Annotated in this window: 18 protein-coding genes; 8 read left to right on the top strand and 10 right to left on the bottom strand. The window is 63.6% G+C overall.

What is annotated here, in order from left to right:
* Positions 1-21: 21 nt before the first annotated feature.
* Positions 22-573: a hypoxanthine phosphoribosyltransferase gene (hpt, locus tag E0E00_RS05960; RefSeq protein ID WP_130811576.1), complete on the bottom strand. Its 552-nt coding sequence runs from the start codon at positions 571-573 to the stop codon at positions 22-24.
* A 55-nt stretch (positions 574-628) separates the two neighbouring features.
* Entirely contained in the window at positions 629-2149 is a 1521-nt protein-coding gene (gene tilS, locus E0E00_RS05955; RefSeq protein WP_130811575.1) for a tRNA lysidine(34) synthetase TilS, read from the bottom strand.
* Positions 2150-2861: 712 nt separating this feature from the next.
* On the opposite strand from tilS, the gene E0E00_RS05950 reads away from it, so the two are divergent.
* From E0E00_RS05950 to E0E00_RS05925, 6 genes are all read left to right on the top strand, one after another.
* Positions 2862-4040, top strand: coding sequence for a hypothetical protein (locus E0E00_RS05950; RefSeq protein ID WP_130811574.1), 1179 nt, complete (start codon positions 2862-2864; stop codon positions 4038-4040).
* Positions 4041-4468: 428 nt separating this feature from the next.
* Positions 4469-5293: an MBL fold metallo-hydrolase gene (locus E0E00_RS05945; RefSeq protein ID WP_130811573.1), complete on the top strand. Its 825-nt coding sequence runs from the start codon at positions 4469-4471 to the stop codon at positions 5291-5293.
* Positions 5294-5386: 93 nt separating this feature from the next.
* On the top strand, positions 5387-6064 hold the full coding sequence (locus E0E00_RS05940; protein ID WP_130811572.1) for a response regulator transcription factor: 678 nt from the start codon (positions 5387-5389) through the stop codon (positions 6062-6064).
* A 4-nt stretch (positions 6065-6068) separates the two neighbouring features.
* Positions 6069-7100 carry a sensor histidine kinase KdpD gene (locus tag E0E00_RS05935; RefSeq protein WP_130811571.1) on the top strand — a complete coding sequence of 344 codons (1032 nt, stop codon included), beginning with the start codon at positions 6069-6071 and terminating at the stop codon, positions 7098-7100.
* Between the two features lie 74 nt (positions 7101-7174).
* The gene (locus E0E00_RS05930; RefSeq protein WP_130811570.1) at positions 7175-7855 is read left to right on the top strand and encodes an ABC transporter ATP-binding protein; all 681 of its coding nucleotides are present in this window, start codon (positions 7175-7177) and stop codon (positions 7853-7855) included.
* A gap of 5 nt (positions 7856-7860) precedes the next feature.
* Positions 7861-10737 carry an ABC transporter permease gene (locus tag E0E00_RS05925; protein ID WP_165443570.1) on the top strand — a complete coding sequence of 959 codons (2877 nt, stop codon included), beginning with the start codon at positions 7861-7863 and terminating at the stop codon, positions 10735-10737.
* Positions 10738-10844: 107 nt separating this feature from the next.
* On the opposite strand, the gene E0E00_RS05920 is transcribed toward E0E00_RS05925, so the two are convergent.
* A complete protein-coding gene (locus E0E00_RS05920; RefSeq protein ID WP_130811568.1) occupies positions 10845-11270 on the bottom strand; it encodes an Hsp20/alpha crystallin family protein in 426 nt (141 codons plus the stop codon).
* Between the two features lie 239 nt (positions 11271-11509).
* On the opposite strand from E0E00_RS05920, the gene E0E00_RS05915 reads away from it, so the two are divergent.
* A complete protein-coding gene (locus E0E00_RS05915) occupies positions 11510-12085 on the top strand; it encodes a hypothetical protein (protein ID WP_130811567.1) in 576 nt (191 codons plus the stop codon).
* Between the two features lie 53 nt (positions 12086-12138).
* Here E0E00_RS05915 and E0E00_RS05910 read toward each other — a convergent pair whose 3' ends face one another.
* The 7 genes from E0E00_RS05910 to dnaK form a co-directional block, all read right to left on the bottom strand.
* A complete protein-coding gene (locus tag E0E00_RS05910; RefSeq protein WP_130811566.1) occupies positions 12139-12348 on the bottom strand; it encodes a hypothetical protein in 210 nt (69 codons plus the stop codon).
* A 5-nt stretch (positions 12349-12353) separates the two neighbouring features.
* The gene (locus tag E0E00_RS05905) at positions 12354-13940 is read right to left on the bottom strand and encodes a PASTA domain-containing protein (RefSeq protein ID WP_165443569.1); all 1587 of its coding nucleotides are present in this window, start codon (positions 13938-13940) and stop codon (positions 12354-12356) included.
* Between the two features lie 443 nt (positions 13941-14383).
* The gene (clpB, locus tag E0E00_RS05900; protein ID WP_130811564.1) at positions 14384-17074 is read right to left on the bottom strand and encodes an ATP-dependent chaperone ClpB; all 2691 of its coding nucleotides are present in this window, start codon (positions 17072-17074) and stop codon (positions 14384-14386) included.
* Between the two features lie 230 nt (positions 17075-17304).
* Positions 17305-17733, bottom strand: a complete 429-nt coding sequence (locus E0E00_RS05895; RefSeq protein ID WP_130811563.1) for a heat shock protein transcriptional repressor HspR — start codon at positions 17731-17733, stop codon at positions 17305-17307.
* The gene (locus tag E0E00_RS05890; protein WP_130811562.1) at positions 17723-18685 is read right to left on the bottom strand and encodes a DnaJ C-terminal domain-containing protein; all 963 of its coding nucleotides are present in this window, start codon (positions 18683-18685) and stop codon (positions 17723-17725) included. Before E0E00_RS05890 ends, E0E00_RS05895 begins: the two co-directional genes overlap by 11 nt.
* Positions 18686-18748: 63 nt before the next feature.
* Positions 18749-19600: a nucleotide exchange factor GrpE gene (locus E0E00_RS05885; protein WP_242622139.1), complete on the bottom strand. Its 852-nt coding sequence runs from the start codon at positions 19598-19600 to the stop codon at positions 18749-18751.
* Positions 19601-19711: 111 nt separating this feature from the next.
* Positions 19712-21619, bottom strand: coding sequence for a molecular chaperone DnaK (dnaK, locus tag E0E00_RS05880; RefSeq protein ID WP_130811561.1), 1908 nt, complete (start codon positions 21617-21619; stop codon positions 19712-19714).
* Positions 21620-22223: 604 nt separating this feature from the next.
* Between dnaK and yfcE the strand changes: the two genes are divergently transcribed.
* Positions 22224-22784, top strand: coding sequence for a phosphodiesterase (gene yfcE / locus E0E00_RS05875; RefSeq protein WP_130811560.1), 561 nt, complete (start codon positions 22224-22226; stop codon positions 22782-22784).
* The last annotated feature ends 91 nt before the right edge of the window (positions 22785-22875 follow it).

Below are 22875 nucleotides of genomic sequence, written 5' to 3'. Positions count from 1 at the left end.
TTGCGGTAGCTTCCTGGAGTGTTACTTCGAGTAGACCTCGGGCTTGAGGATGCCCACGTAGGGCAGGTTGCGGTAGCGCTCGGCGTAGTCGAGGCCGTAGCCCACCACAAAGGCGTCGGGCACGTGCGCACCCACGTAGCGTGGGGTGACGGCCGGCGTGTGGTTGGGGATGTCCTTTACCGAGAAGGCCGCAATCTCGATGGAGGCGGGCCTTCTCGACTGCAGGAGCTTCACCAGGTAGGACAGGGTGAGACCGGAGTCGAGGATGTCCTCGGCCACAATCACGTGACGTCCCTCGACCTTGGTATCGAGGTCTTTCACGATGCGCACCACGCCGGAGCTCTTGACGCCGTCCCCGTAGCTGCTCACGGCCATGAAATCGACCGAGCAAGGCACGGTGATTGCGCGCATGAGGTCTGCGGTAAAGATGAAGGCACCACGCAGGACGGCCACGATGAGGGGGTTCTTGCCCACGTAGTCCTCAGAGATCTGGCTTCCCATGCGGGACATGATTCGGTGAATGTCCTCCTCGCTCAGGACGACGCTCTCCACGTCCGGATGCATCTCTGCCATTGCGATCCTCCACTTCCTGGCGGGAGCCGGTCGCGCTTCTCGGCCCATGCGCCACCTATGCTGTTCGGAGACTTAATTCTAGCAAGTGTGAGGTGCGTGGCGTGCAACGCATGCGCTCGTCGGCCCTGATTCCCGCAACCCACACCACCGGCCCGGTTGGCGAGGTGCGCACAATGGGCACGAGCGGGCGCTCGACCGTGGGGACGTGGACCTCGTTGAGCAGGTCGGAGACCTTCTTCGACTGGCCATGCATGCCCAAAGGGCAGAGGACGTCTCCCGCGTGCGGCGAGTCGACCCAGAGCCGGCCGCCCAGGCTGGCATCAACGCCGCAGGCAGAAGCGTCGAGAAGGACCGACGTCCCTGCCCACTCGCGGCCGTGCGAGAGGGCAAGCTCGGGTATGCCCGCGCCGGCCGGGGCCAGAAGGAGGCGCGCCGTGAGCCGTGCGGGCACACGGCCGGGACGCGAGCCTCCCAGCACCAGCTCGCCGGGGACCTCGAGCCAGCCGGCAAAGTCGTGAGCTTCCGGTGCGTGAGCGCGCAGGAAGAGCAGGCCGTACTCCACACGGGCGTCGGCGCCCATGGGGATGGACGCAGAGCCAGTACCCGCGGCGACAAGGGCCAACACCTGTGCGATATGGCGCGCTTCAAGACGGGCCTCGGGGCACACCGTGAGGATTGCCGAGCGTGCCACACGGCGGGCAATGGCCACCTCGCAGGCAGCAAGACGTGCCGCGTCCAGGGCAAGGGTCCCCTCTCCGGTGCGTCGCGTCAGATCGCGCAGGGTGCGTGCGGCGACAGCCGTGAGATAGGCGTCCTCGTCCGAGAGGATGTCGCAGGTGGTCGAAATGCTTGCCACGACGCGCGGGTTTCTCTGCTCGAGAACCGGCATGACTTCGTGGCGCACATATGCGCGCAGGTAGCGGGTATCGGCGTTGGTGTCATCCTCACGCCACACGATGCCGCGCATGCGCAAGAACTCGCAGAGCTCGTCGTGGGTGCGGTCGAGCAGCGGGCGCACCACGCGGTTGCGACGGCGCGGAATGGACGAGAGGCCCGAGGCGCCGGTACCGCGGATGGCGTTCATCACAAAGGTCTCGGCTCGGTCGTTGGCCGTGTGAGCCGTAAGGATGCGGGCGGCCGAGCGGGGCGTGCCCACCTTGGCCGACAGCTCGTTGGCCAGACGGGTGGCCTCGCTGTAGCGCACCTCTCGGCCGGCGTTTTCGATGTTGCCATCCGGGGAGGCAGCGGCCAGCGCGGCAACGTCTACGCGACGGATGGTGCAGGGGATGCCGTAGCGCGCGGCGAGGTCGCGGACGAACTCCTCGTCCTCATCGGCGTCGATGCCGCGCAGGCGGTGGTTGACGTGGAGCACGTGGAGGCGCTCGCGGGCGATGTGTGCGTGGCCGCGGCCGTCTTCGATGTCAAGTGCGGAGGTCGCCGCCAGCACCAGAAGGGCGGTGGAGTCCGCACCGCCGGAGACCATGAGGACGACAGGGGCACGCAGGGCGTCATCGGTGCTGTAGCTGAGGTTGCGGCCGGGACCTTTCGAGCCGTATCTGCGAGCAACGCTTGGCATGTGCGGCTTCCTCCCTTCGTGTGCGCGGCACGGTTGCACGGGCACGATTTTACCCGCAGCGCCCGGTGCCCATCCCGGCCGGACCACCGGGGCCGCCCAAACGCTCCAGCGGCGTAGCCCACCCAGAAAAGTGAACACGTTTTCAATCGCGGCCACTAGGGGCTTCTCGGCAACTGCGGTTTTCTCGCCAGCAACTTCCTCGGATTGGATTCGTGTTCACTTTTCCCGGACCGGGACCCGCGCTCGGGCGCCCCGAGCAAGACCTCGTGCGCTTGAGAAGCCACCCCATTGTGCAGGGCACCAAAATCCCTTAGATGTGAAGAAACGATGCTATTTCTCGACGCCCTCGCAAGCGTCACCGGCGGCGAGAAATCGCTCGACAGGGCACCCCAGCAGCGTCTGGACGCCATGTTTTTCTGACGGCTTTCGGCATCTTGGCTCCCCGCGGCGCATTCATGACGTCATTCCGCGCCAAAACCAGCAATTGGAGCAGCCACGTACCCCCTTTAATCTGACGCCGAGAAGTGCGCACGTTTTCAATCGCGCATCTCTGCTCACGCCACACAACAGGGCTTTCTTGTTGCATCGGGAAAGCCAATTGAAATCGTGTTCACTTCCCCAAGGCCCGGATGGCGTACCCTCTCGGCATGCGCTCGTACCGCTGCGCGACAATTTATAGGCGCCAATCGCTCGCTATTCGTGGGGAACCAGCATGAGGATCACGTTCAACAAGCTCACCGCCCTGCATGTCCTGCGCGCATGGCGAAGTTCGGGCCGTGTGCTCACGACGGACCGAAAGGGCCTTGAGACCTCCGTGGTCGGCCCGCACAAGTACTGGACGCGGCGGCGCATCGACGCGTGCCTGGCATCCGTGGGGGTGAGGCTCTCCGACGTGCGCGGCAAGGCCCAGGTGATGGTGCCGCGGCCAGGCGCGCGCATTCGCTCGCGAACGGCGCGGAACACCGTGTACGTGCGCGGACTGCCAAAAGACTCGACAGTCGAGTTGGTCGATGGTGTCCGAATCCCCTGTCCCGAACTGCTCTTTATTGAGATGGGCACCATCATGTCTCCCGCCGTCCAGCTGCTGGTAGGCCTGGAGTTGTGCGGGCGGTTCTCGCGCGACGCCTGCGACCCGCGGGATGGCAGAACGGTTTATGGCATCAAACCAGTAACAACCGCTGATAAAATCAGGTCGTACATCTCCCAGGCACGCGACCTCGCCGGACTTGAACAGAGCAGCATGGTAGCCGAGTGGCTCATGGATGAGGCGTGGTCTCCTCAGGAGGCCCTCTTCAATGGCCTTGCTCGCATGCCTCTCCACCAACTTGGCTATGAACTCGGTGAACTGCAGCTTAACCCTAGGTTTGTCGCAAGAGGGGAACTCCTCTCGCTTGTAGACAAGGCAAGCCGAGTCCCGGACTCCCTTGTGAGGGGTTCCAGCGTTGGTTTCAACTATGATGGCAGTCCCCACTTCAGGGAAGACGCCACGACAACGTCTGGCGCAGATTTTCTCGACAATACGTCGTTCGCTTCCATGCGTGCGTCGGTCGTGGCCGACAAGCGACGCGACCGCGACCTGCTAGTGCAGGGGCTTTCGATTTTGCCCGTCACCAAAGAGGACTTCTACAAACGCGGCGGCATCGACCACGTAATGCTGCAGGCCATGTCACTTCTCGAGCACACGAATCAGCGAGACTTCTCGAAGCAAAGACGCGCGCTGAGAAGGCCACGGCTTGCCAAGGAGCGGCAACGACTCATTTGGTCTCTTTTGCCCGGCAGGCGCGGAAGAGAGCTGAGCCGGGAGCTCGCTCGGTTTGCCGAACCTGACGTGACGATTGAGGACTACGACATTACGTTTGACGAGCAGGTTGTTACGACACTGCGTGTGTAACCTGGTCTAGCAGGCAGGCCGAGGCAGGCTGCGCATGCTATGGCAGACCCACCGACAGCAGGTCCTTCGGCAGCAGAAACCCAATGGCCACGAGTCCCTGTGTGCCGAAGCCCATCGCCGAATCCCACCGCCGTGGGCCCTTCTATGTCCCTCAAAAGTGAACACGAATTCAATACCGAAAGGCGAGAGCCGAGAAATGCCCAGTTGGCGAGAATCCCATAAGCATCTCGATTGAATTCGTGTTCACTTTCTAGAGGGTAGAGGGGAGGCGGGCCGGACTCGGAGCCCCCCGGCACCGGAGCCACCCGGCAACACGGGATGGCACCGGTTTGGTGCGCACGTGAAGCCACGGCCCGCTCGGAAATACTGTCGTGCGGGGCTGCTACGCTGTCCGTTGCGCATCGACCACAGCCGAGAGGAACCGCCGCATGACCCCACAGATCCACCTGCACGTCCTAGCCTCGGGCTCGAAGGGCAACGCCGCTGTTATCGAAGGCCCCGCGGGCTCCGTGCTCGTCGACGACGGCATCACTCGACGCGCGCTGCTCGCACGCGCCCGTGAGCTGGGCGTCAACGTGGACAACATCCGCGCGATCCTGCTCACGCACGAACACACGGACCACATCGCTGGCCTACCGGTCTTCGCCAACCACTTCGGCGGCCCGCTCTACGCAACGGCTGGCACCGTCGCCGCGCGAGAACGCCTGTCGCAACTCCCGTTCGAGGTCATCAGCCGCATGGATTCGCTCGAGCTGGGCGGCATGCTCGTAAATGTCTTCCCCACCAGCCATGACGTCGCAGACCCGGTTGGCTTCCGTTTCGCGTCGATAGACGAGAACGGCGAGGTGGCGGACGCACTGGGCTACTGCACCGACACCGGCGTGCTCACCGACGAGGCCGGCCAGGCGCTCACGGGCTGCCGTGTGCTTGCGCTCGAGGCCAACCACGACGAACGCATGCTCGCCACGGGTCCCTACCCCGGCTACCTCAAGCAACGCATCCACGGTCGGCGCGGGCATCTTTCGAATGCCCAGGCGGCCAACGCCCTCCCCGACCTCGTAACCAAAGAGACCGAGGTCATCGTGGGCATGCATCTCTCGCACGAGAACAACCGGCCCAGCGTGGCCGTGCGCGCGCTTGCCGCCGCCGTGGGCGCCGAAGCAGCAAACGAGACCTTCACTGAGGCCCGCACGCCCGACGGTCACCTGACCGTCTGCGTTTCCGCACAGGACGCGCCGTTCTCGGTGTGGTAAGTGTGGTGTGGTGACGTCCGTGCGCACGCCGCAACGCGCGCCACGAACGCCGCACGCGCATCACAACAGCACCGCACAACCGGGGAGGCACCAATGCGCATACTGCTCGTCGAAGACAACGCGGACATCGTCCGCACGCTCACGGAACTCTTGCGCTCCGAGGGCTACGACGTTGAGGCGACCCCCAGCCAGCATAGCGCCATCGAGCTGGGCATACGCGCCAACAAGTCCTTTGACCTCGTGCTCCTCGACGTCACGCTCGAGCAGGGCAACGGGTTTGCCGTGTGCGGGGCGCTCAAGGAGGCTCGCCCGCAGCTGCCCGTGATCTTCCTCACTGCCTCGGACGACGAGTTCAACACCGTCGCGGGCCTCTCGATGGGTGCTGATGACTACATCGCCAAGCCGTTCCGACCGCGCGAGCTGCTTGCGCGCATCCGCACCGTGCTCAGGCGCATGCGACCCGCCGAGCGTGTCCTCCACCTGGGTAACGTCACGGTCGACCCCTCCCGCGCCCGCGCGACCAAAGACGGCCGCGAACTGGACCTCTCGGCCGTCGAGTATCGCCTGCTGCTGCTCTTTGCAAGCAAGGCCGGCAGCATCGTGACACGCGATATGATGCGCGAGGCGCTGTGGGAGGACTCCGGTGCCTACGTCGAGGAGAACACCCTCTCGGTCTACATTCGCCGCCTGCGCGACAAGATCGAGGACGACCCCGCAAGCCCACAGCTCATCCGGACCGTTCGCGGCATGGGCTATCGCGCGGCGGAGTAGCGCCATGCCACGTGACCGCGATTTCTGGGGACTGGCGGGCATTGGCGCCGCAACAACAGCCATTTGCACTATCGCGGCGGCGCTCGCGGCAGGTCCAGTGGCAGCGGCGTGGGTGGCGCTCTGCGGCGTCGTGCTCCTAGCGCTCTTCTCGGCCACAACCGCACGAAGGCTCCGCCGCATAGCGCAGCTCTCGACACTTCTCGACCGCGCACTCTCCGGCGAGCGCAACATCGACTTCAAGGGCATGAGCGAAGGTGAGCTTGCCATTCTCGCCAGCCAGCTCGACAAGACCGTCACGCGCCTCGTCATGGCAAACGAAGAGCTTGAGGCCGAGAAGCGCGCCCTGGCCGATGCCCTTGCGGACATATCGCACCAGCTCCGCACACCGCTCACGTCACTGGGCATCGAACTCGAGCTCATGCGCAAGGAGGCGCCCACGCCGGAGGGCGCGAGCCGGGTGCGCGACTGTGGGCGCATGTTGGAGCAGCTGCAGTGGCTTGTCTCGTCCCTGCTCAAGCTCGCGCGTCTCGACGCGGGCGCGGTGCGGCTCGAACGCCATCGCGTGGACGTGGCGCAGCTGGTCGAGGCAGCTGAGGCGCCACTCGCCGTAACCGCAGACCTCGCAGGCGTGACGTTTGAGTCGAACGTAGAGCCGGGCTGCTCGTTCATGGGTGATGCCACGTGGACACGCGAGGCCCTTGCCAATGTGCTCAAGAACTGCGTGGAGCACACGCCTGCAGGCGGCATGGTGCGCGTGACAGCCAGCGAGGATGCCATTGCCTGCCGCATTCGCGTAGAAGACACGGGCCCAGGCATTGCCGAGAAGGACCTGTCCCACGTGTTCGATCGCTTCTACCACGGCTCGGGCGGCGTGGCTCGACCCGGCGAGGACGCCGCCAACCCCGCGGGCGTGGGGATAGGCCTCTCGCTCACACGGGCCCTCGTGGTGGCACAGGGCGGCCAGGTCGCGGCATCAAACGCGAGCCTCCGTGGAGGCGCACGCTTCGACCTCGTCTTCTTTAAAGTGACGGTTTAGTCACGTGTGCGTCACAGCCGCGTGGGCGCGCTCTCGCACCATAGAGGGAGGATCGGCCGACAGAGAGGAGCACCATGGACATCCTCAGCGTAGAGCACCTCACCAAGGTCTATGGCAGCGGGCCCACGGCCACGAAGGCCCTCGATGACGTAAGCCTCACCATTCGAGCCGGCGAGTTCGTGGCCATTGTGGGCTCCTCCGGCTCGGGAAAGTCGACGCTCATGCACCTGATGGGCGGCGTCGACAGACCCACCTCGGGCACGGTGCGCATGAACGGCGAGGACATCTACCAGCGCTCGGACGAGCAGCTGGCGGTCTTTCGCCGTCGCGAGGTGGGGCTGGTCTACCAGTTCTACAACCTGATCCCCGTGCTGGACGTGCAGGAGAACATCACGCTGCCCGTGCGCATGGACGGACGTGCCCTGAACGAGAAGCGCCTGCGCTCCCTCATCAAGTCCCTGGGGCTCCACGGGGTCGAACACCACCTGCCCAACCAGCTGTCCGGCGGCCAGCAGCAGCGCGTCGCCATAGGGCGCGCGCTCATGAACTCGCCTGCTATCGTGCTGGCCGACGAGCCCACCGGCAACCTCGACACCAAGAACTCCGCGGAAATCATGGGGCTTCTCTGCGCATCCAACCGGGACCTGCACCAGACCCTCGTGGTCATAACGCACGACGAGGACGTGGCCCTGATGGCGCATCGCGTCATAGCCATAGAGGACGGCCGCATCGTCTCCGACGAGCGCAGGGCGTGATGACCATGGGAGTATTCACCAGCTTTACGTTGCGCTCCCTGGAGCGCAACCGTACGCGCACCATCGTGACCATTGTGGGCGTGATGCTCTCGACGGCGCTTCTGACCGGCGTCATTGCCACCGCCACCAGCGTGGCCGCGGCGCTGACGCAGCGCACGGCCCAGACCGAGGGCTCCTGGCAGGTCTACGACACGCTGACAGATGCGCAGCAGGACACGCAGGGCACCCTCGACGCCCTGGCCGAGGACCCCCACGTGTCGGCTGCGATGTCCGCCCAGGTGGCGGGCTATGCCAGCTACAACGTGGGCGACGCGGACGACTCGATACTTGTGGTGCTGGGCATGCCCACGGCGCTGCGCGGCACGGAAGGCCAGGCGCGCGCCCTGACGGTGATGCCCACCGTTCGAGCCGGCCGAGAGCCGCAGGGCGCGGGCGAGGTCATGCTGCCCGTGTCGTTTGCCGGCGTGACCCTGGGCGCCACGAGCAACGCCGCGACGCAGGCCAAAAGCGACGTGCCCATCGACCTGGGCACCACCATCTCGCTGCCCGTGGGGGCTGACCTCAGCGGATCGGTGGAGGAGGGCACCGACCCCATGGTGGGCACCGCCAGCGGCACGCGCACGTTCACCGTGGTGGGCTTCTATGTGCCCCAGAACTACCTGAGAAACGACTTCAGCGCCACCTTGGACACCTCGGCTGCGGCCATTGTCTCGACCTCGGACGTTATCGCGCCGCTCGAGACGCGAATCTGGCTCTCCACCAGCGGCTTTACGACGAGAGAATCACTTAAGGACTGGGCCGCGAGCATCTTTGGCGAAGAGTCCTACTGGCTCCATGGCAGCCTTCTCACGTTCCAGGGCCTTGGCAACGAGGACAACTCCGCGCTCCAGAGCCTCTATGGCATGGTAGCTGTCGTCGGCTTCGTGGTGGTCGTGGCGGCCGTATCTATGATTGGCAACTCGTTCTCCATCTCGGTGGCGGAGCGCACCAGGCAGTTCGGTCTGCTGTCGTCGCTGGGCGCCTCGAGGCGGCAGCTCAGGCACACCGTGCTCCTGGAGGCGGCCATCATTGGCCTTGCGGGCATACCCCTGGGCGTGGCGTGCGGGCTCGCTGGCGTCGCGGCCATGCTGAGGGTGTCCGCGCAGGCGTTCGACGCCATGCTTAGGGGCACCCTCTCGAGCACCGCGCAGGGCATCCCGCTGGTGGTGAGTCCCCTGGTAGTGTCCATCATCGTCGCTCTCTCCTTTGCTGTGGTGCTGATAAGCGCCTGGACGCCGTCATGGCGAGCAAGCAGGGTCTCTGCCATCGACGCCATTCGGCAGCAACGGGACGTGCGCCTCTCGCCCAGGGCCCAGCGCAAGATGTGGCACCAGATTGACTCTGGCACGCGCGCCAAGAGCCCATTCCTGGAACGCATCGCGGGAGTGCCAGGGCTTCTCGCCAGCCGCAACCTCACGAGGACCAGTTCGCGTGGACGCACCGTAGTCATGTCGCTGGCCCTCTCGATTATCCTCGTGGTCCTGGCGGGCACCATCTCGCTCTACATGGAGCGCGCGGTCTTGCTGGGCGGGAGCACGGGCGCCATAAACGGGGCCGACATGACAGTGCGCCTCACCCACAACCAGACCAAAGGCCTAGGGACTGGGGCCACGCTTTCCCTGGCGGATCGGACGCAGACGCTCACGGGCGCCGTTGACGGCCTCACGGGGGGCACGCCCATCATCACGGGCACCGTCGAGGCATCGCTGGCACCAGGCTCGATCTCAGCGCAAGGGCGAGAGATGCTTGCCTGGTACGACCCCAACCAGACTTCCACAAACGCCGACGGGGCCTATGCGGGCATGCTGCAGGCTGCGTTTGTCGATGACGCAACGTGGGAGGCGCTCTGCGAACGGGCCGGCGCGTCTAGTGCAGGGACTGGCGGAGGAGACGGGATCTCCGCCCTTGCGCTCAACGTGTCCCTCATGCAGGGTGCGGCCGGGGGCGTGAAGACGCTGGCTCCCTTTGACCACCCCTCAACCGGTACCGCATACGCGCTGCAGGAAGTCAACGGCGATGCGACCTCGCTTGCCCTATCCTCAGACGGCACGACCGTCGCCACATACTGGGACAGCGGCTCTGCAACTGGTACGAGCTCTGCCCTCAAGACCGTGCCCCTCGACAAGGCCGTGACGAGAAGCGCCTCGCTCAACGTGATTGGCTCGCTTGACTCCACCCCAGACGCGCTTGCGGATGTCGCCACCATGATGGGCACGAGCCTCTCCCTCGTAATGCCCCGCTCCGCGCTGGAAGCCAACCCCGACATCCTCCTGGCAGACATGGTGACCGTGCCCTTCACGCTCAACGAGGGCGCAGATCCCTACGACACCAGCACCGCTCTCACGGACGCGGCCGATGCCGTTGCCGGCACCACGGCCACCGCGAACGTTGCCAACAACGTTCTCGAACGGGAATACTCGAAATCGGTTCTCGGCCTCTTCCAGCTGCTTGTGACGATCTTCTCAGTCATCTGCCTGCTCATTGCCATTGCCAACGTCTTCAACACGCTCTCGACAAGCATCATCCTGCGCACCAAGGAGTTCGCAGTGCTCGAGAGCGTGGGGATGGGGCCCAGGGACTTCCGTCGCATGCTGGTCGCCGAGTGCGCGAGCTATGCCGCCCGCGGCCTTGCAATGGGGCTCATCGTCTCAACTGGCGTTGTCTGGGCCTTTTGGATGTTCTTCACGCGCATGGCCGAGGGCCTCCCGTTTGTGCTGCCATGGGGCCACGTCGCTGCAGCGTGCGCGGGGGTGGTCGGAGTGCTTGCGGTGTCGGTGGCCTACGCGCTGCGACGCAGCCATGCGCTGAACATCGTTGAGGCGCTGCGTGCCGAGGCAATTTAGCGGCGAGGTGAGGTGTCGCCGAGGAGGCCCCATACACAGCGTGGCACCCGCCGCAGATGCGACGGGTGCCACCGTTTCTTGCTTCCTCGGCTTGAGACGTCAAGCGGCTAGTCAATGCTAATCTTGGTGACGTTTGCCTTCTCGGCCTGCTTGGGAACGCTCACCGTAAGAACACCGTCCTCGAGCTTTGCGGTAAGGCCGGCGGTGGCAGCGTCCTTCAGGTACACGCCACGCGTTGCGCTCCACTCCAAGCTCTCCTTGTGGAGGTAGTTCTTGCCCTTCTCCTCATCGGAGTCCTTCTTATCGACGCTGATGGAAAGCCTGCCCTCATTAAGCTCGACGTCCACCTGGTCCTTCTTGACGCCTGGAAGCTCTGCCGAGACCACATAGCAATCGCCCGCGTCCTCGACGTCCATCTTGAAGGCTGCGTTGCCATCAATGGCTGCCAGCGGCGCAAAGAAGTCGTCAAAGCTGCCGAACGGCCAGCTGCTCAGCGCCCTTGCGTACCTGTCATACGGAACCATGCCTGCCATGACCATCAACTCCCCTTGTCGTGTGAGCACCTTCTCCGGATGCCCTTGATATTCGGTGATATATATTCCCGACATTCGATTTATTAAACGTCTAAGTAAAGATTTTCTTAGTCTGTTTGACTTAGATTTTGAGTTTACGCACGTCATCGCCACAATGGCATGTTCGCAGGCAGCACACGGCCCTATGTGCTCTATGATGGTGGAACTGCCGTGCAAACCGCAACCGGAGGCACGAACACATGAGCAATTACAACGACCCGGGCAATTCAGGCAGCGTTTCTCCTAACCCGCAGGTAGCGCCTGGGGGATCGCACTTTCCCATGCCGGAGGACGCACAGGAGCCGCAGGCGGCATCACCTGACGAGACGTCCATGGCAAACTACTCTGGCGAGAACTCCCCTGCCACTGGTCTCGACGGCGCACCCGAGCCGCAGCAGCCAACACCTAGGCCGCAGCGCTACATACGCACACGTACGCCACACAAGACCGTTGCGCCCATCAACGACTATGACAACCAAGAGAGCAGCGACGGCTTCGACGGTTTCACACACGACTCCGACTACGCCAACAGGGGGTCCATGTTCTCGGGACGCTCCTATCGCAAGTCGCGCTCCGAGATGCCGCAGCTGCGCCGCGACCTCCACTATGGCCAGTATCTCGAGATTCCCAAGGGCCGTCGTGACATCTTCGCCTCACGCGAACGCAAGATGCACATCCGCTCGGTGGTTGCCCTTGTCGCCGTGATTGTGGTGCTGTGCGTAATCGTGTTCTTCGTGTGGCAGTACATGCAGGTCAACTGGGGTGCGACGGGCTAGGCCTCCACTGGCTCTGGTTTTCGCGTCGTGCATGCGGTCCAGGAGCCGCGGGCCTAGTCCCACGGGTCGCGCTCGAAGAGTGGCTTGGGGCAGGGACGGCGGTCCGAGTACGGGTCGTATCCGTCATCGTCCTCATTTTCCGCACGCATGAAGGGCCCATCAGCGGAGTGGATCTTCCCGGGCGCGCACTTTGTCGTAGGCGCCGAGATGGGCTTTGGAGCCGGCGGCGCAATGGGCCTTGCCGCAGCGTTCTTGTCGGCCATGTGTGTCACTTCCCGTAGTAGCTGGTAAGGGCAACGTAGCTCGCGAGGTCGTTACCGTATTTGCTTAGGTCTATACCGTCGTAGTGGCTCTTGGGCGCGATGGTCACGACCACGTGGGCTGTCGAGCCGTTGGGACTCCCTATGAGCACAGTCCATACGTAGCCGTCCTGCTCGCCGTAGCCGCATATGAACGAGAGCCCGGCCTTGTCGATGCTGCGCGAGGTCTGCGCCGTATCCGAGGTGCAGGAGGAGACGAGATTGGTGATGCCACAGGCGTCCATCACAGCCGAGAGACCGCTTACGCTGATGCTGGCGCCCGAGGAGACCGCAGAGGCCGCCGCTTGGAGGCGCACTCCGCCCACGGGTTTGCCGGCGGCAAGCGCGTTCGTACCCGCGCCCGCTCCGGCGGCATCGGAAGACTCAGGCGAGTCGGTGATGGTGACGGTTGCCGAGCCGTTGGTGTAGACCGCGTATGCATCGCCGTTCGAGAACGACCCGGTAGACGAGACGGAATAGCCCTGCTTGGCGAGATATGCATCGAGGTCTGCCGGCTTGATGTTGAAGTACTCGGCGACATGGTAGGCGTCGGTCAGCTTGGGCGTCGGCACATAGAGCGTGACCGTGGAACCCTCGGACACCTCGGTGCCCGCATCGGGCGAGGTGGAGAGCACAACGTTCTCCTCGCCCGTCTTGGCTGTATACGAGACGGAATACGTAAGGCCCGCAGCCTTGATGGCACTCTCGGCGTCGGAGAGACTCACGCCCGTCACGTCAGGCACCTTGAAGGGCTGGGCTAGCGTGAGCGTAATCTGGTCCGTCGAGACAAACTTCTGGCCCTCGTCGGGGCTCACCGAGAGTACCGTCCCCTCGGGCTGGTTTGAGTTCTGATAGGCAAGGGTGATGTTCTCGGCACCTTCGTTGAGCAGGGCCCCCCTTGCGTCCTCCAGGCTTTGTCCCACGACAGAGGGAACCGTGCGAGCCACTGCCACGGTGATGGTCACCGAGAGGTCTTCGCCCGTGCGCGTACCCGCGGCGGGGTCCATCGAGATGACCTTGCCCACGTTGTCGTCGGAGAGGGCCTCGTTGACGGTTATGTTAAAGCCAAGCGGCGAGAGGGTCGAGCGCGCCTCGGTCTCGGACTTACCCACGACGTCAGGCACGGTCTTGCCGCCCCAGTACTCGTTCTCGTAGGTGTACTTCACCACGAAAGCAGCGGCGGCGAGAAGTGCAACCGCCACGATGATCACGGCCAAGGGCCGCACGCGGCTGCGATGCTTGCCGTCTGCGGTGACCGGGGAATCTATAGCCACGGGTGCGTAGGGGGTCACCCGCGTAAAGTCGGCATCGTTGATGGGTGCGTAGGGGTCATCCATCGCGTCGATGCCGTCGGGGCCCTCCTGCCCGGCCGAGACGGCATGGGGAACGACAATGGTGGGCGTCTCGTCTTGGGCGACGTCTAGGGTGACGCTCGCGGCGTCATCTTGGGCGGCGGTGCCAGCGAGCTGCGTTGCGTCCGAGTCAGCCAGCACCGTGGCATCCGGGTCGTCCTGCTCCGCATGCGTGACGTTGCCGTGAAGCTCTGGATCGTCCATGTCGCAACCTCCCCGGACCACCGAAGGCACTCTGCCAGTACCTCCCATTGTGCCCCAACAGAGAAATCTGCGTCACGGAAACCCATGCGGCAGCGATGAGCTGTTGTGCGTACGCACAGGGGCGGTTTTCTGACAGTTCGATCCCCCTGGACCCATGCTTGTCGACAAATCCGCATCGTGCGTACGCACAACCCCCACTCGTTGACATGACCCTCTCAGCCAACTGGGAAAATGTTGGAGCTCTGTCATAAATCCTCCGGTGTGCGTACGCACAAGGGTGACTTCTCGCCCACAACCATTCCGAAACCGCCCCGCATGCCAGAAAATTCCCTCGTGCGTACGCACAACCACAGCTATCTGCCAGCCCGCACCGCCGAGAAGCCCGAGCGGCAAAGCGGCCCCGGAGCACAGGCTCCGAGGCCGCAATGAAAGCGTCGCTCGTCCTATTCTACCGAGTCGGGTTCGACGGGCTCGTCTGCCGAGGAGGACCCGCCGTCACCGGCGTCGGCCGCGGCGGCACGGTGACGGCCCTTCTCGCTCGCCGCGTCGTCGCGGGCTGCGAAGAGCCTGCCGTCGTCGCCCACGTCCACCTTGACGGTGTCGCCCTCGCCCACCTTGCCATCGATGATGAGGTTGGCGACGTTGTCGATTACCTGACGCTGGATGAGGCGCTTGAGCGGACGCGCGCCGTAGACCGGGTCCAGGCCGTCAAGGGCGAGCGACTGCTTGGCCGCCGGCCTAAGCTCGAGCGAGATGCGCTCGCGTGCGAGGCGCTCACGAACGTCCTTGAGCTGGATGTCCACAATCTTCTCGATGTCGGAGAGACCCAGCGCGTGGAAGACCACCACGTCGTCGATCCTGTTGAGAAACTCCGGCTTGAAGGTCTGACGCAGGGCGTCATTGACCTTGCGCTGGACCTCCTCGGGGTCGCTCTGAGCGTTGGCCCCGGCGATGAACTGGGACCCGACATTGGACGTCATGATGATGATCGTGTTCTTGAAGCTCACGACTCGGCCCTGTCCATCGGTGAGGCGCCCGTCATCAAGCACCTGCAGCAGGATGTTGAAGACGTCGGGGTGCGCCTTCTCCATCTCGTCGAGCAGGATCACGCTGTAGGGGTGCCTGCGTACGGCCTCGGTAAGCTGGCCGCCCTCGTCGTAGCCAACGTATCCCGGGGGCGCGCCGATGAGACGCTGGACGCTGAACTTCTCCATGTACTCAGACATGTCGATACGCACCAGCGCCTTATCGTCATCGAACAGGCACTCGGCCAGCGCCTTGGCCAGCTCTGTCTTGCCCACGCCCGTGGGACCAAGGAAGAAGAAGCTGCCAATGGGCCTGTTTGGGTCGGAGAGACCCGCTCGGCTGCGACGCACGGCGGCAGCCACAGCAGAGACGGCCTCATCCTGCCCCACGACACGCTTGTGGAGTTCGACCTCGAGGTTCTTGAGCTTGTCCATCTCGCCCTGCATCATCTTGGACACAGGCACGCCCGTCCACTCGGAAACCACGTCGGCAATCTCTTCGGACGTGACCTCCTCCTTCAAGATGCCGCCAGACTCCTGTCTCTCCGAAAGCGCCTTCGACGCGTCATCATACTGGCGTTGGAGCGAGGGGATGGTCGAGTAGCGCAGCTCGGAGGCCCTGGCAAGGTCTCCGTCGCGCGTGGCACGCTCAACCTCGCCCTTGGCGTCCTCGATCTGGGACTTGAGGTCCTGGACGTGGTCGATGGCCTGCTTTTCGTTTTGCCAGTCGGCCTTCATGCCATCGAGCTTCTCGCGGGTGGTGGCTATCTCGCCGCGCAACTTCTTGAGGCGCTCGCGAGAGACCTCGTCCTCCTCCTTCATGAGGGCCTGCTCCTCGATCTGCATCTGCGTGAGCTGGCGGTCAACGGCATCGATGTCGGCCGGCATGGAATCGAGTTCCATGCGCAGGCGGCTCGCCGCCTCGTCCACAAGGTCGATGGCCTTGTCAGGCAGGAAGCGGTCGGAGATGTAGCGGTTCGAGAGGTCGGCTGCCGAGACAAGCGCGGCATCCGTGATGCGCACGCGGTGGTGCTGCTCGTACTTGTCCTTGATGCCACGCAGAATCGAGATGGTCTCCTCGACGCTGGGCTCAGACACCATGACCGGCTGGAACCTGCGCGCAAGGGCCTGGTCCTTCTCGATGTACTTGCGGTACTCGTCAAGCGTGGTGGCGCCAATGGCGTGTAGTGCGCCACGGGCAAGGGCCGGCTTCAGGATGTTGCCGGCGTCCATGGAGCCCTCAGTGGCACCTGCGCCCACGATGGTATGCAACTCATCGATGAAGAGGATGATGCGGCCGTCGGACTTCTCGACCTCCTTGAGCACGGACTTCAGACGATCCTCAAACTCGCCGCGGTACTTGGCGCCGGCGACGAGCGCGCTCATGTCGAGCTCGATGACGTCCTTGTCGCGGATGGTGGAGGGCACGTCACCCGAGACGATGCGCTCTGCCAGGCCCTCGACGATAGCGGTCTTGCCTACGCCAGGCTCGCCGATAAGCACGGGGTTGTTCTTGGTGCGACGGCTCAGCACCTGAATGGTGCGGCGAATCTCTTCCACGCGCCCGACGACCGGGTCGAGCTTTCCCTGGCGGGCAAGGTCGGTGATGTTGCGGCCGTACTTGGAGAGGGCCTCGAACTCCGGCTTGGAATCCTGGCTGGTCACGCGCTCGTCTCCGCGCAGAGCCTCGTAGGCCTCCTGCACACGCCTACCCGTGACGCCAGCGGACTTGAGGATGCCGCCCGCTTCAGAGCGGTCATCTGCAAGCGCGCAAAGCAGGTGCTCGCTTGTCACGTAGGAGTCGCCCATCTTGGTGGCGAGCTTCTCAGCGGCGTCTGCCACGCGCACAAAGTTGGTGCCGGCACCCATTTGCGAGTTGTCACCCGTCACCTTGGGCGCGTTGGCAATGGCGCGATCGACCTGTGCCTCGATGGATGCGGGGTCTGCGCCCACGCGCTCAACGATGGCGCGAATGTTCTGCTCGCCCGAGCTGAGCAGGGCCTTAAGCAGGTGGATTGGCTCTACCTGGCCCGCCTCGGCATCCGTCGCAATGCCCACGGCAGATTGCAGCGCCTCCTGGGCCGTTACGGCCCACTTGTCTATTCTCATCTTGGTCACTCCCCCTACCCCATCGCGGGGCCTCATTGTCCATCGAGCTTATTGTTCCCAGTGCCAGCACTGACTATGCAGAATCTAAGCGTGTTTATGTTAGATTTTCGTATGTGCCAACACGCAAGGTTTGACCAGGCATCTGCATGTGGCTGCCGACAAAACAGGGCGCCGGATGCCCAGCGCACCCGGCGCCCCACCCCTCCCCAAGGAGCCTGCGTCTTGCCCGGTTACTCGAGAAGGCCACGCATGACCTGCTCGGGGCTTTGCCCGTCATAGCGCGCAAGAGCCGTGATCTTCTCCTGCATGCGGAACTCGTGGACCTCGTCCTCGAGCTCGCGCACGCGTGCGTGCAGGCGGCCAATCTCCTCATCCTTCTCGCGGGCACGCTCGCGCATGTCCATGATTCTCACCACGCCTGCAAGGTTGATTCCCTCGTCGGTGAGCTTCGAGATGAAGTTGAGCCGATCGATGTCGGCCTGCGAGTAGAGTCGCGTGTTGCCTCGAGACCGGCCCGGGGTCACAAGGCCCTTCTGCTCGTAGACGCGCAGCGTCTGCGGGTGCATGCCGGTGAGCTCGGCTGCCACGCTAATCATGTACAGAGGCTTGTTCCTGTCGCGCGGGCCGTGTGTCTCGCAGTTTTCGTCGTTACGAGCCATAGCGCTCTACATCCCTTCTGTAGTCGCGCTTGTCGGCCTCCATGAGGGCACCCAAGCTGTCTCGCTCCTTCTTGCCGAGCGACGTGGGGACCTTCACGCGGATTGTCACGTAGAGCGCGCCACGCGTGCCCTTGCGCTTGACATTTGGGGCCCCCAAGTCACGGAAGCGGAAGCACTTGCCGTCCTGCGTGCCAGCAGGCACCTTGAGACGAACCTCGGCTCCGTCGGGCGTTGGGACGTCGACCGTTGAGCCAAGGGCGGCCTCGTACATGCTTACCGGCAGCTCCATGCGGATATCTGCGCCATCGCGCTTGAAGAGCGGGTGCTCCTCGACGTGCGTGGTGACCACAAGGTCACCGCGCTGGCCGCCGTTTACGCCGTACTCTCCGCGGCCACGGTAACGAAGCTTGCCACCGTCCACGGCACCCGCAGGAATCTTGACGGTAAGGGTCTGCTCCTCGCCCGTCGAAGGCACGCGGTAGGACACCTTGCGCGTAGCGCCATGGAGCGCCTCGTCAAAGGTGACGTCGATCCGCATGGTGAGGTCGCCGCCCTTGGCAGGCCGTTGGGCCTGCTGGCGGGCTGCGCCGCCAAAGATCGACGAGAAGTCAAACCCGCCAAAGCCATCGCCGCCCATGCCGCCGAAGATATCGGACCAGTCGGCGTTGCCGCCAACGTTGGTGTGCGTGTACGTGCTCCTCGGGCCACCCGATCCACCGAAGTCAGCGCCAGGGATGCCGCCAAACATGAGCAGCTGGTCGTACTCCTTGCGCTTCTTCTCGTCGGAGAGCGTGGTGTAGGCCTCCGAGACCTCCTTGAACTTCTTCTCATCACCACCTGCGTCGGGGTGATACTTGGCCGCAAGCTTGCGAAAAGCCTTCCGGATCTCATCTTGGGTGGCATCGCGCTTCACGCCCAAGATGTCGTAGTATGTCTTCTTGCCATTGGCCATGGTTTCGCACGAGCCCCCTCTCATATCAATGCGCCCGGACCGAGCAGCCCGGGCGCCCTTATACTACTTTTCCTTCGCGGTGCCGTCGCCCGAGCCGGGATTCTTGTCGCCGCTGTCCTTGGCCTTGGCGTCCTTGTCGGACATGCCGTCGACTGTTGGACGCTTGGGCCCACCGTAGGTGACGGTCACCATCGCTGTGCGGATGACCTTTTTGCCCATGCGATAACCCTTCTGATAGACCTGGTCGACCGTCTCGTCATAGGCATCCTTGTCCTCTCGACGGCCAACAGCCTGGTGCTCGAGCGGGTTGAACGGCTCGCCAGCGGGATCGATTGCCTCGACGCCCTCCTTCGAGAGGACGCCCACCATCTTGTCGTGAACGGCCGATACGCCATTGACGAACTGCTCGAGCTGCTCGGACGCAGCGTCATGCTCAACGCCGGAGGCGTGCTCGATGGCGCGCTCCATATCATCGATGACCGGAAGCAGGCTTACCACGAGCTTCTCGGCAGCACGCTCGCGCTCGTCCAAGCGCTCCTGGGCGGTGCGGCGGCGATAGTTGTCCCAGTCCGCCTGGAGGCGAACGAGACGCTCGCTGGACTCGGTGGCCTCCCTCTTGGCCTTTTCGATGTCTTCCGTCATGTCGCCGAGTTTCTTCTGCAGCTCGTCTCGCTCGGAGCGGAGCTTCTTCGCGTCCTCAACGGCCTCCTGCTCAAGCACCTCGTCTGCGGCCTTCCTGGCGGCGGCGCGCATGGCCGCGTCGTCTTCCGGGTCGATGTCACCGGGGGCAGAGCTGGGGGCGGCCGACGCCGCACCCTCCGCGGCAGCCGATGCACCCTTGGGCGAGGCGGCCACCCCGCCCGGCTGCTTGGCGCCGGGCTTCTTCTCGTCTGCATCCTCGATTGGCACTTTCACGTCACCCTCCTCATGCGTACCAGAAGGAGCGGCCGTGCCGGCCGCCCCTTTGACGTGCGGTCCTTGCGGAAGATAGCGCCATGGATTGCGCGCCACGGCAACCGCCTCCCGCTAGTCCTTCTTCTTGTCGTCATCGACGACCTCATAGTCTGCATCTACCACGTCATCAGAGGAGCCGCCATCGGACGAGCCGGAAGCGCCATCCGCGGTCTGCTCCTGCGTGTTGGAGTACACGACCTCCGCCAGCTTGTGGCTGGCCTCCTGGAGCTTCTCGCCAGCAGCCTTGATGGCGTCGATGTCGTTGCCCTCGAGCGCCTTCTTGGCGGCGTCGACCGCCTCCTGGACATTCTTGCGCTGGTCCTCGGGCACCTTGTCGCCAAGGTCCTTCAAGGTCTGCTCGGTGGAGTAGCACAGGGAGTCGGTCTGGTTGCGAACCTCGATCTCATCCTTGTGCTTCTTGTCCTCCTCGGCGTGGGACTCGGCATCCTTGACCATGCGGTCGACCTCGTCGTCGGAAAGGGCGGTGGAGCCGGAGATGGTGATCTGCTGGGACTTGCCAGTCGCCTTGTCCTTGGCGGTCACCTTCACGATGCCGTTGGCATCGATGTCGAACGTGACCTCAACCTGGGGCACGCCGCGTGGCGCGGCGGGGATGCCGGTAAGCGTGAACTTGCCGAGCGACTTGTTGTCGGCGGCCATCTCACGCTCGCCCTGCAGGACGTTAATCTCGACGGACGTCTGGTTGTCGGCAGCCGTGGAGTAGACCTCGGTCTTGCTTGTGGGGATCGTGGTGTTGCGGTCGATCATCTTGGTCATGACGCCACCCATGGTCTCGACGCCGAGCGACAGCGGCGTGACGTCGAGCAGCAGGATGCCGGAGACATCGCCGGTGAGAACGCCGGCCTGGACGGCAGCGCCATCGGCAACGACCTCGTCGGGGTTCACAGACATGTTGGGCTGCTTGCCGGTCATCTGCTTGACGAGCTCCTGCACGGCAGGCATACGGCTGGAGCCACCGACGAGAATGACCTCGTCAACGTCGGAGATCTGCATGCTGGCGTCATGGAGGGCCTTGGTCACAGGGGCCTTGCAGCGGTCGAGGAGGTCACGCGTAATGCGCTCGAACTCGGCACGGGTCAGGGTGTAGTTGAGGTGCTTGGGGCCGGTGGCATCGGCGGTGATGAAGGGCAGGTTGATGCCGGCCTGCTGCGCTGCGGAGAGCTCCTTCTTGGCGTTCTCGGCGGCCTCCTTCAGACGCTGAAGCGCCATGGGGTCCTTGCGCAGGTCGATGCCGCTCTCCTTCTGGAACTTGTCAGCGGCCCAGTCGATGACGCGCTGGTCCCAGTCATCGCCACCCAGGTGGTTGTCACCATTGGTGGCGAGAACCTCAACGACTCCGTCGGCGAGGTCCAGAAGCGACACATCAAAGGTGCCGCCGCCCAGGTCGAAGACGAGGACCTTCTGGTCCTTGTTCTTCTTGTCCAGGCCATATGCCAGAGCCGCAGCCGTAGGCTCGTTGACAATGCGCTTGACGTCGAGACCGGCAATCTTGCCGGCATCCTTGGTAGCCTGGCGCTGGGCATCGTTGAAGTATGCGGGGACGGTGATGACGGCCTCGGTGACGGGCTCGCCGAGATACTTCTCCGCGTCGGCCTTCATCTTGCCGAGAATCATGGCACTGATCTGCTCGGGCGTGAAGTCCTCGCCGTCAATCTCGACAACGGCGCGCTCGCCAGTGCCGGACTTGACGGTGTATGGAACGGTCTTCAGCTCGGAGCTAACCTCGCTGTACTTGCGGCCCATAAAACGCTTGATGGAGAACACGGTGTTCTTGGGGTTGGTAACAGCCTGGTTCTTTGCAGCCTTGCCCACGATGCGGTCGCCGTCGGCACGGAAGCCGACGACGGACGGGGTGGTGCGGTCGCCCTCCGCGTTCACGATGATGGTGGGCTCGCCGCCCTCGAGGACTGCCATTGCAGAGTTGGTTGTACCAAGGTCAATGCCGAGAATCTTGCCCATGGCGTGCGTTCCTTTCCTTCTGCGCCGCTGCGACGTTTGCCGCGCTCAGCGCTTTGTTCGCTCTTGTACGTTGTGTCTTATGCCCCCTGTGATCCGACTTTATACATTATCTAAGTCTCAATACATGAGATTTTTTGACGCTATGGTGCATAGGGGGATTGCGGGGGCTTTGGGCAGCGGTTTGCGGTGGCGAGAAGGCCCGGGCATCGCGGGGTAGCGCACCAGGTCGGTTTCTAACTTTACGGTTGGTGGCAGTTTTGGCGCAATTCTTTATATGTCTCTAGTTCAATAGCAGATCTCTGACCTGCGCTTCATCAGCAATCGAACCGTTTTCTACTTGGGGATACCTCGAAAAACTGCCACCAACCGTCAATTCGTGCCATTTGGAGCCACTGGATGCCCCCACCGGCGGTCTGGGCTCCCGCACAGCCGCCGTACCGTTACCGCTTCGGTGCTGCTGGGGCGCTTTCGAGACGGATCGGCCCTCTGAAACGCCGCCGTGCGTCCAGAATCGCTTCAACGCCCCCCGGCACGCGCACCGGGTTAAACTTCCATACTCCACGTCTACAATCACGAGGTAAGACACGACTACAGGAGGTACCCCATGAAGCTTCTCATCGCATCCGACATCCACGGCGCTGCGGATTGGTGCGCACGTCTCATGGACGCCATTGACGCCGAGAGCCCCAATCGCGTGATTCTTCTCGGCGATTTGCTCTATCACGGTCCTCGAAACGATCTGCCCTCAGACTACGCGCCAAAGAAGGTCGTTGGCATGCTCAACGGCATTGCTGAGAAGGTCGTTGCCGTGAGAGGCAACTGTGAGGCCGAGGTCGACCAGATGGTGCTCGACTTCCCCTGCATGGCGCAGTACAACGTCCTACTTGATCCCGATGCCAACGGCGGTGCCGGGATGACGATATTTCTCACGCACGGGCATGTGTGGGGGCCGGGCATCCACAACTCGGTAGATGCGTGGCCCGAGCTGCCGCAGGGCTCGGCACTTGTGTACGGACACACGCACAAGAAGGTCAACCAGATGAGCAACACTCATCCCGGGATCACGGTTTTCAATCCAGGCTCGGTTGGCATTCCCAAGGACGGAACCCACAGCTACGGTGTCTACGAGGACGGCCGCTTCGAGTTTCGCGTGTGGGACGAGTAGGGCGAGAACCTAGGCGCACATGCAAGAGGGCCCGGGGCAGATTTGTCCCGGGCCCATCATCTATCGAGTCGGTTACACCCTCTGTGTTGAG

This window comes from Olsenella sp. Marseille-P4559, assembly GCF_900605015.1.
In the GTDB taxonomy this organism is placed as follows: domain Bacteria; phylum Actinomycetota; class Coriobacteriia; order Coriobacteriales; family Atopobiaceae; genus Tractidigestivibacter.
Note: the sequence above shows the minus strand (reverse complement) of the source record. Positions and strands in the feature narration are given on the sequence as shown.

Coding starts and splice junctions, on each gene's coding strand:
- E0E00_RS05915 (WP_130811567.1), top strand. CDS start 11,510: ATGAGCAATTACAACGACCCGGGCAATTCAGGCAGCGTTTCTCCTAAC.
- E0E00_RS05945 (WP_130811573.1), top strand. CDS start 4,469: ATGACCCCACAGATCCACCTGCACGTCCTAGCCTCGGGCTCGAAGGGC.
- E0E00_RS05910 (WP_130811566.1), bottom strand. CDS start 12,348: ATGGCCGACAAGAACGCTGCGGCAAGGCCCATTGCGCCGCCGGCTCCA.
- E0E00_RS05950 (WP_130811574.1), top strand. CDS start 2,862: ATGAGGATCACGTTCAACAAGCTCACCGCCCTGCATGTCCTGCGCGCA.
- dnaK (WP_130811561.1), bottom strand. CDS start 21,619: ATGGGCAAGATTCTCGGCATTGACCTTGGTACAACCAACTCTGCAATG.
- E0E00_RS05890 (WP_130811562.1), bottom strand. CDS start 18,685: ATGGCCAATGGCAAGAAGACATACTACGACATCTTGGGCGTGAAGCGC.
- E0E00_RS05925 (WP_165443570.1), top strand. CDS start 7,861: ATGGGAGTATTCACCAGCTTTACGTTGCGCTCCCTGGAGCGCAACCGT.
- hpt (WP_130811576.1), bottom strand. CDS start 573: ATGGCAGAGATGCATCCGGACGTGGAGAGCGTCGTCCTGAGCGAGGAG.
- E0E00_RS05930 (WP_130811570.1), top strand. CDS start 7,175: ATGGACATCCTCAGCGTAGAGCACCTCACCAAGGTCTATGGCAGCGGG.
- E0E00_RS05920 (WP_130811568.1), bottom strand. CDS start 11,270: ATGGCAGGCATGGTTCCGTATGACAGGTACGCAAGGGCGCTGAGCAGC.
- E0E00_RS05940 (WP_130811572.1), top strand. CDS start 5,387: ATGCGCATACTGCTCGTCGAAGACAACGCGGACATCGTCCGCACGCTC.
- E0E00_RS05905 (WP_165443569.1), bottom strand. CDS start 13,940: ATGGACGATCCAGAGCTTCACGGCAACGTCACGCATGCGGAGCAGGAC.
- yfcE (WP_130811560.1), top strand. CDS start 22,224: ATGAAGCTTCTCATCGCATCCGACATCCACGGCGCTGCGGATTGGTGC.
- clpB (WP_130811564.1), bottom strand. CDS start 17,074: ATGAGAATAGACAAGTGGGCCGTAACGGCCCAGGAGGCGCTGCAATCT.
- E0E00_RS05935 (WP_130811571.1), top strand. CDS start 6,069: ATGCCACGTGACCGCGATTTCTGGGGACTGGCGGGCATTGGCGCCGCA.
- E0E00_RS05895 (WP_130811563.1), bottom strand. CDS start 17,733: ATGGCTCGTAACGACGAAAACTGCGAGACACACGGCCCGCGCGACAGG.
- tilS (WP_130811575.1), bottom strand. CDS start 2,149: ATGCCAAGCGTTGCTCGCAGATACGGCTCGAAAGGTCCCGGCCGCAAC.